The sequence below is a fragment of the Stappia sp. TSB10GB4 genome, from assembly GCF_900185745.1.
In the GTDB taxonomy this organism is placed as follows: Bacteria; Pseudomonadota; Alphaproteobacteria; order Rhizobiales; family Stappiaceae; genus Stappia.
The window spans coordinates 46,498-53,211 of record NZ_FYAV01000074.1 but is presented as its reverse complement, the minus strand read 5'-3'; the positions used below and the strand labels follow the sequence as shown (position 1 = coordinate 53,211).

Annotated in this window: 7 protein-coding genes; 2 read left to right on the top strand and 5 right to left on the bottom strand. The window is 66.7% G+C overall.

The features are described from left to right. Nucleotides 1–649 precede the first annotated feature (649 nt). The 3 genes from TSB10GB4_RS21450 to bfr form a co-directional block, all read right to left on the bottom strand. The gene (locus TSB10GB4_RS21450) at nt 650–1,534 is read right to left on the bottom strand and encodes a 2-keto-4-pentenoate hydratase (RefSeq protein ID WP_186397397.1); all 885 of its coding nucleotides are present in this window, start codon (nt 1,532–1,534) and stop codon (nt 650–652) included. A 103-nt stretch (nt 1,535–1,637) separates the two neighbouring features. Further along, nucleotides 1,638–2,792 (bottom strand): lipase family protein, encoded by a 1,155-nt coding sequence (locus TSB10GB4_RS21445; RefSeq protein WP_186397396.1) that lies wholly within the window; start codon nt 2,790–2,792, stop codon nt 1,638–1,640. Nucleotides 2,793–2,945: 153 nt separating this feature from the next. Then, nucleotides 2,946–3,431, bottom strand: a complete 486-nt coding sequence (gene bfr, locus TSB10GB4_RS21440; RefSeq protein ID WP_186388384.1) for a bacterioferritin — start codon at nt 3,429–3,431, stop codon at nt 2,946–2,948. A gap of 337 nt (nt 3,432–3,768) precedes the next feature. Here bfr and TSB10GB4_RS21435 point away from each other — a divergent pair, with 337 nt between their 5' ends. Then, on the top strand, nt 3,769–4,167 hold the full coding sequence (locus tag TSB10GB4_RS21435; protein WP_186397395.1) for a DUF2177 family protein: 399 nt from the start codon (nt 3,769–3,771) through the stop codon (nt 4,165–4,167). Nucleotides 4,168–4,249: 82 nt separating this feature from the next. After that, nucleotides 4,250–5,020 (top strand): SDR family oxidoreductase, encoded by a 771-nt coding sequence (locus TSB10GB4_RS21430; protein WP_186397394.1) that lies wholly within the window; start codon nt 4,250–4,252, stop codon nt 5,018–5,020. A 27-nt stretch (nt 5,021–5,047) separates the two neighbouring features. Here the strand turns inward: TSB10GB4_RS21430 and urtE are convergent, their stop codons facing one another. Further along, complete coding sequence (urtE, locus tag TSB10GB4_RS21425) at nt 5,048–5,743, bottom strand: urea ABC transporter ATP-binding subunit UrtE (protein ID WP_186397393.1); 696 nt, start codon at nt 5,741–5,743, stop codon at nt 5,048–5,050. Nucleotides 5,744–5,967: 224 nt separating this feature from the next. Then, nucleotides 5,968–6,714 carry an urea ABC transporter ATP-binding protein UrtD gene (gene urtD, locus TSB10GB4_RS21420; protein ID WP_186388380.1) on the bottom strand — a complete coding sequence of 249 codons (747 nt, stop codon included), beginning with the start codon at nt 6,712–6,714 and terminating at the stop codon, nt 5,968–5,970.

The window sequence follows — 6,714 nt, the reverse complement described above, 5'->3', positions numbered from 1 at the left end:
CGTGAGAGCCGACCGGCCGTCGAGGCCGTGATCCCGTTAGGCACCGCCCCACGCGCAACCCATCTTGGGCCATGGCGGTTCACCATGCCGCCGAAACAGGCCGGACATACGAACCGCTGTCGATCCGGGCACTCCTCGACTAATCGCTTGCCCTCAGGGGGCCGTCCACATACGGCTCTCCGGCTTCGCCTGCGGCCGGGGTGACATCCGTGGGTGGGGTGACATCCGTGGGTGGGGTGACATCCGTGGGTGGGGTGACCGGCGCGTGCTTGCGTGCGACCGGGGTGACTGCCGAGAGGATGCGAGGTCGTGCCTCCCCCTTGGAAGGTCATCCCGGCCGCGCGCAGCGCAGAGCCGGGAACCATTGGCACCCTCGGTCGGCGTGATACGGAGGACGGTGGCAGCGTAGCTCTTGCGCTCCCTCCTCTCCTCCGCGTCTTCCCGGACGAGGCCGAAGGCCGAAGATCCGGGACCGGCGAGCCACAAACGTAGCCTTCCGTGCGTGAGCGCTGCCACACGCGCCCCGGCTCTCCGATCCCGTATCTCCGCTTCGCTGCGTGCGGGATGACGACGGAGAGGGTGGCGCGCTGGAGGACGCAAGAAGGGGCTGGCGTGACGAAGGGCGGGGCCGCCCCCTCCGGCGCTGCTTCTATTCGAACCGGGCGCCGAGCTTCGGCGTGCCGGGCAGGCCCTCATAGGTGAGCGTGACGCTCAGGCCCGGCTTCATCGGATGCAGCGGGCCGATCGAGCCGACCGAGACGAGGTCGCCGGGCTTCAAGGCCTTGCCTTGCGCCTTCAGCGCGCCGGCGATCCAGGTGACCGCGTTGAGCGGATGGCCGAGAACGGCCTTGCCGGGCGCCTCCGACAGGGTCTCGCCGGTGGCGTCAATCGTCAGTTTCGCGGTGAAGTCGGCGAGCATGGCAACGCCCTCTTCCCCTTGCGGGATCTCGATCAGATCGCCCATCACGCCCTTCCAGGCGCCGACATTGATCGAGGTGATGGCCGGGCCGTCGAGCTTGTCGTCCGCCCCGACGACGAGCGCGGGCAGCTCCAGGAACGGCCGGATGCCGGCGATATGGGCGAGCACCTCCTCCGGCGTCGTCGCCTCGTTGACGGCGGCATCGGCGATCTCGACGATGAGATCCGCCTCGAACAGCGGGCGCACTGCCTCCGCCGGCCGGGCGGTGACCTCGCCGGTGAGGATCATGCCCTCCAGCAGCGTGCCGAGCACCGGTTCGGTGACGCCGAAGGCTTCCTGCGACCTCGGCGAGGTGAGGCCGGCCTTGTAGCCGACGACCGGGCCGAGATCCGTTTCCAGCCTTGCGACGATCTTGTCTTGCGCGCACAGGGCGTCCGCCATCGATCCGCCGGCGGCAACCGGCGGCGGCGTCGGGGCAGCGCTGGCGCGCGCCGCCAGGAAGGCGTCGATGGCGGCATCGTCCGGGCAGGCGGCCTGGGCCGCGCCGGAGAGCACAAGCAGCGAGGCGAGAAGCGAGGCGGCACCAAAGGCACGTGCCGAGCGATTGGACTGCATTTATGAAACTCCTCCCGAAAGGCGTGTCACGCCGGGCGCAAGAGTGCCGGGGCACGGCCCGCCTTGCAAGCGCCAGCCGGCGCCGGGGAGGGGGCGGGGCTGTTCACAGGCCGCCATACTGCTCCTGCAGGTAGATCCAGTAATTGCCGAGATGGTGCTGCCAGAAGAAGTCCTTCGGGTCCTCAGGGTTGTCGCCGGGCCGGGCGAACAGCGGCACCAGGGCTCCCGCCGGGGCGTAGTTCAGCGAGAGCTGCAGCCGCGACAGCAGCGTGTCGAGGGCGGGCGAGAGGGCGGTTCCGGGAACGGGCGTCGCGCCGCCGCCCGGCAGCGCGTCGGCGGCAAGGCGGATGGAGGCGAGCTCCGTCTTCAGCCGGTCGACGGTCGCCCGCCCATAGGCGAGCGCCTGGACCTGCGCGGCCTCGGCCGCCGTCGCCGCGGTCAGCGCCGTCGCCGCGACCCGCGGATCGCTGTCCGGCATCGTCTCGCCGGCATAGGCGCGCAAGGGGTTGGGCGTGTTGAGATCGCCCGGTCCCTGCAGCGTGAAGGGCACTTGCGGCACCCAGCCTTGCGTGCTGGCAAGGGTCCAGCCGAAGCCTGCCATGCCGGCGATGGCGGCATAGTCGGCGGCATAGTGGTCGTTGCCGGGCTTGGCCGGCGCCAGCACATAGGTCTTGGTGGAGAGCGTGCGGAACGGCGCGAAGGGGCCGCTGGCATGGCGCAGGAACGAGGTGGCGAGCGTCGCGATGGAGGCGCCCTGGCTGTGTCCGGTGACCAGCAGTTCCGTTCCCGGCAGCAGCGACAGGCGGGCAAGGGTCGCCAGCAGCGGCCGGTCGGTGGTCAGCAGCATCAACAAGAGGCTGAGCGTGAAGCCGAGATGGGTGCCGGCGATGACGGCGCTGCCCGTCTCGTCGCGGGCGAGATGAAAGGGAATGTCGAGCGTCGTGCCGCCTATGTCGATCTTCAGGTCGAGCCTTGCATCGACCAGCGGAAACAGCAGGTCGGCGAGGATGCTGGCGTCCGTGTCGACCGTGCCGCGCACGACGAGCGCATAGCGGTTCGGGGCGGCCTCGCTCCGCCAGACCTGCCAGAGATTGTCGAGCAGGGTCGGCCCGGACGGCGACAGCGCGTCGACCCTGGACCAGCCGAGCGCGACCGGATCGGGCGTCGGCACCGGAATGGCGGGCGCGCCATAGATCGACTGGGACAGCGCGAGCGCGGCCCGCGCTTCGGTGAAATCGAAACCGGCGCTGAATGCCATGCCGTCCTCCTGTGCGTCAGAGCGGCAGGATAGACCGGTTTTGCAATTCAAGGTTGGTTAATTTTCGAATTTACACGCAGGCGTGCCCGCCCCCGCGCGCAAAAAGCCGCCGCGCCTGGGCGCGGCGGCTGTGCTGTGGAGCGAAGCAGGAGCTTATTCGGCTTCGTCGGCCGAACCGGAGTTGAGCAGCGAGTAGCGCTCGACGCCGATCTTCTCCAGGAGGTCGAGCTGGGTCTCGAGGAAGTCGATATGGCCTTCCTCGTCGGCCAGCAGCTCCTCGAACAGCTTCATGGAGACGTAGTCGCCCTCGTCGTGACAGATGTCGCGCGACTTGGAGTAGGAGCTGCGGGCCTCGTGCTCGCCGGCGAGGTCGGCTTCCAGCACTTCCTTGACGTCCTGGCCGATGCGCAGCGGCGCCACCTTCTGCAGGTTCGGATGGCCCTCGAGGAACAGGATGCGCGCGATGATCTTGTCGGCGTGCTGCATTTCCTCGATCGATTCGGCCCGCTCCTTCTTGGCCAGCTTGGTCAGGCCCCAGTCGTCGAGCATGCGGTAGTGCAGCCAGTACTGATTCACCGCGCCGAGCTCGAGGAACAGCGCCTCGTTGAGCCGTTCGATAACTTTCGCGCTGCCTTTCATTCCATGTACTCCTGTCTTTCGGTCATTGTCCCGAGGGTCGTCCAAACGGGTAGGGATCGTCCAAACGGGTTTCCGGGGGGCGCCGTCGCGGAGGTCTCGCGGAGGTCGCTCCGGGGAGGGAAGGCGATCAATTGGAGGTAGTTTAGAATAATTCCAATTCAATGGGAAGGGGCTGCGGCCGGCTGGACAGGGATTTTCACAGGAGACAGAACGGGACAGTGCGAAACCGGGCCCTTGCCAAGAATTGCGCAAGGGGCCTGCCGAATGCGGCGGAAAGGTGAACCGCCGGCTGCGATCCTGCGTTTATAGCGGCAGGACCAACAGGAAGGCCCCCGACATGACGCATGCGATCGCCTATGGCGCCACGGCGCTGATCTTCTTGGTGATGGATTATATCTGGCTGGCGCATGTGGCGGGGTCCTTCTATCGCGAGCGCCTTGCCGGGCTGATGGCCGAGCAGGTGAATTTTGCCGTCGCCGGCCTTTTCTACCTCGTCTATGTGGTCGGCATCGTCATCTTCGCGGTGGCGCCGGCGCTGCGCTCGGGCAACTGGCAGGACGCGGCGCTCTACGGCTGCCTGTTCGGTTTCTTCGCCTATGCGACCTATGACGTCACCAACCTTGCCACCTTGCGCGACTGGCCGGTGGTGGTGACGGTGGTCGACATCGTCTGGGGCACGCTGGTGACCGGGGTGTCGGCGACCGCCGGCTTCCTGATCGCCCGCAGTTTCATCTAGAGCCCTTGCGGCTTGCCTTTTCCGCTGCTCCCCGGCCATTCTCGCCACAACGATTTGAACGGCTTGCAAGCGGAGGACCGAGATGGCCGGACGGGGAGATGGAACGGGAGCTGTGGCGCTGGTGACGGGCGCCAGCGCGGGCGTCGGGCGCGCCTGCGCCATCGCCTTTCTCAAGGCGGGCTATCGCACGGTGCTGACCGGGCGCCGGGGCGACAGGCTGGAGGAGACGGTGGCCCTGTCCGGCGTCGATCCGGCGGCGGCCCTTTGCGTTCCCTGCGATGTCAGCGATCCGGTGGCGGTGGACGACCTGTTCGGCGCCCTGCAGGACGCCTTCGGCCGGCTCGACGTCGTCTTCAACAATGCCGGCACCACCGTGCTCGGCAAGCCGATCGGCGATCTTTCCTTCGAGGAATGGCGCAAGCTGATGTCCGTCAATCTCGACGGCGCCTTCCTTGTCGCGCGCGCCGCCTTCAACCTGATGCGGTCGCAGGACCCGCAGGGCGGGCGGATCATCAACAACGGCTCGATCTCGGCGCATGTGCCGCGCCCCGGCTCGGCCGCCTATACGGCGTCCAAACATGCGATCACCGGCCTCACCCGCTCGATCTCGCTGGACGGGCGCCCGTTCAACATCGCCTGCGGCCAGATCGACATCGGCAATGCGGCGACCGACATGACGGTGCGCATGCAGCAGGGCGTCGCCCAGCCGGACGGCAGCGTGCGGGCCGAGCCGGTGATGGCGGCCGAGCATGTCGCCACCTCCGTCCTGCACATGGCGAGCCTGCCGCTCGATGCCAATGTGCAGTTCATGACGGTGATGGCGACGACCATGCCCTATATCGGCCGCGGCTGAGCGGCCCTTTCGTCAGACCGTGAGGCGTCAGACGGTGAGGTGGGCGCGCACCGCGCTCTCCTCCAGCTCGTCCCGGGTGCCGGCGAGCACCACCTCGCCGCGGTCCATCACCGCGAAGCGGTCGGCAAGATCGCGGGCGAATTCGAAATACTGTTCCACCAGCACGATGGCCATCTCGCCGGTGTCGCGCAGGAACGAGATCGCCCGGCCGATATCCTTGATGATCGAGGGCTGGATGCCCTCGGTCGGCTCGTCGAGGATCAGGAGGCGCGGCCGCATGACGATGGCCCGGCCGATGGCGAGCTGCTGCTGCTGGCCGCCGGACAGGTCGCCGCCGCGCCGCGACAGCATCGACTTCAGCACCGGAAACAGCTCGAACACCGTGTCCGGCACCCGGCGGTCCTTGCGCGGCAGCACGGCAAAACCGGTCTCCAGGTTCTCGCGCACGCTGAGCAGCGGAAAGACGTCGCGTCCCTGCGGCACCAGGGCGATGCCCCGGCGCGCCCGCTGATAGGGCGTCAGGCGCGAGATGTCCTCGCCCTCCCAGCGCACGCTGCCGGCGGAGATCGGCTGCTGGCCGGCGATCGCCCGCAGGGTCGAGGTCTTGCCGACGCCGTTGCGGCCCATCACGCAGGTGACCTTGCCGACCTCCGCGCTCAGGCTGACATCTTTCAGCGCCTGTGCGGCGCCGTAATGGAGGTCGATGTGCTCGACGGTCAGCATTAATCGCTCCTTTTCTTTATTCTTACTTGACATCTCAAGTTTTTAATGGTATAATATAATTGTAAGATAGGGAATTGTTCGCTATCAAACTAGAAGGAAAGTTATGGATACATGATTTCATATTACATTATACTTATTAACATTGACGTTTCAATGACTGTTTTTTCAATTGTTGTGCTTTTCAAGCTGCTTTTTTGGATTTTTCGCTGGGTCCGAGCCTGAGTTTACCGGCCGAGATAGACATCGATCACCTTCTGGTCGGAGGAGACGTGGTCGAGCGAGCCTTCCGCCAGCACCGAGCCTTCGTGCAGCACGGTGACCTTGACGCCGAGCGCCCGCACGAAGGTCATGTCGTGCTCGACGACGACGACCGAATGGCTCTTGGCGATGTCGCGCAGGAGGTCGGCGGTCGCCGCCGTCTCCGCGTCGGTCATGCCGGCGGCGGGCTCGTCGATCAGCAGCAGTTGCGGGTCCTGTGCCAGCAGCATGCCGATCTCCAGCCATTGCTTCTGGCCGTGGCTGAGATCGCCGGCAAGATCCTCGCGCCGGCTGTCGAGCCGCACCAGCTCCAGCAGGGCGTCGATGCGCGCGGTCTCTTCGGGCTCGCGCCGGTGGAACAGCGTGGCGAAGGGCCCGCGCGGCGCCTTCAGCGCCAGCGCGATATTGTCCTCCACCGTATGGCTTTCGAAGACCGTCGGCTTCTGGAACTTGCGGCCGATGCCAAGGCCGGCGATCTCCGCCTCGTCGTGGCGGGTGAGGTCCAGCTTCTCGCCGAACAGCAGCGTGCCGCTGTCCGGCCGGGTCTTGCCGGTGATCACGTCCATCATCGTCGTCTTGCCGGCGCCGTTCGGGCCGATGATCGCCCGCATCTCGTTGGGGGCGATGAGGAAGGACAGGTTGTTCAGCGCCTTGAAGCCGTCGAAGGAGACGCTGACGCCGTCGAGATAGAGAAGGGAGCCCGTGGCGGTCAT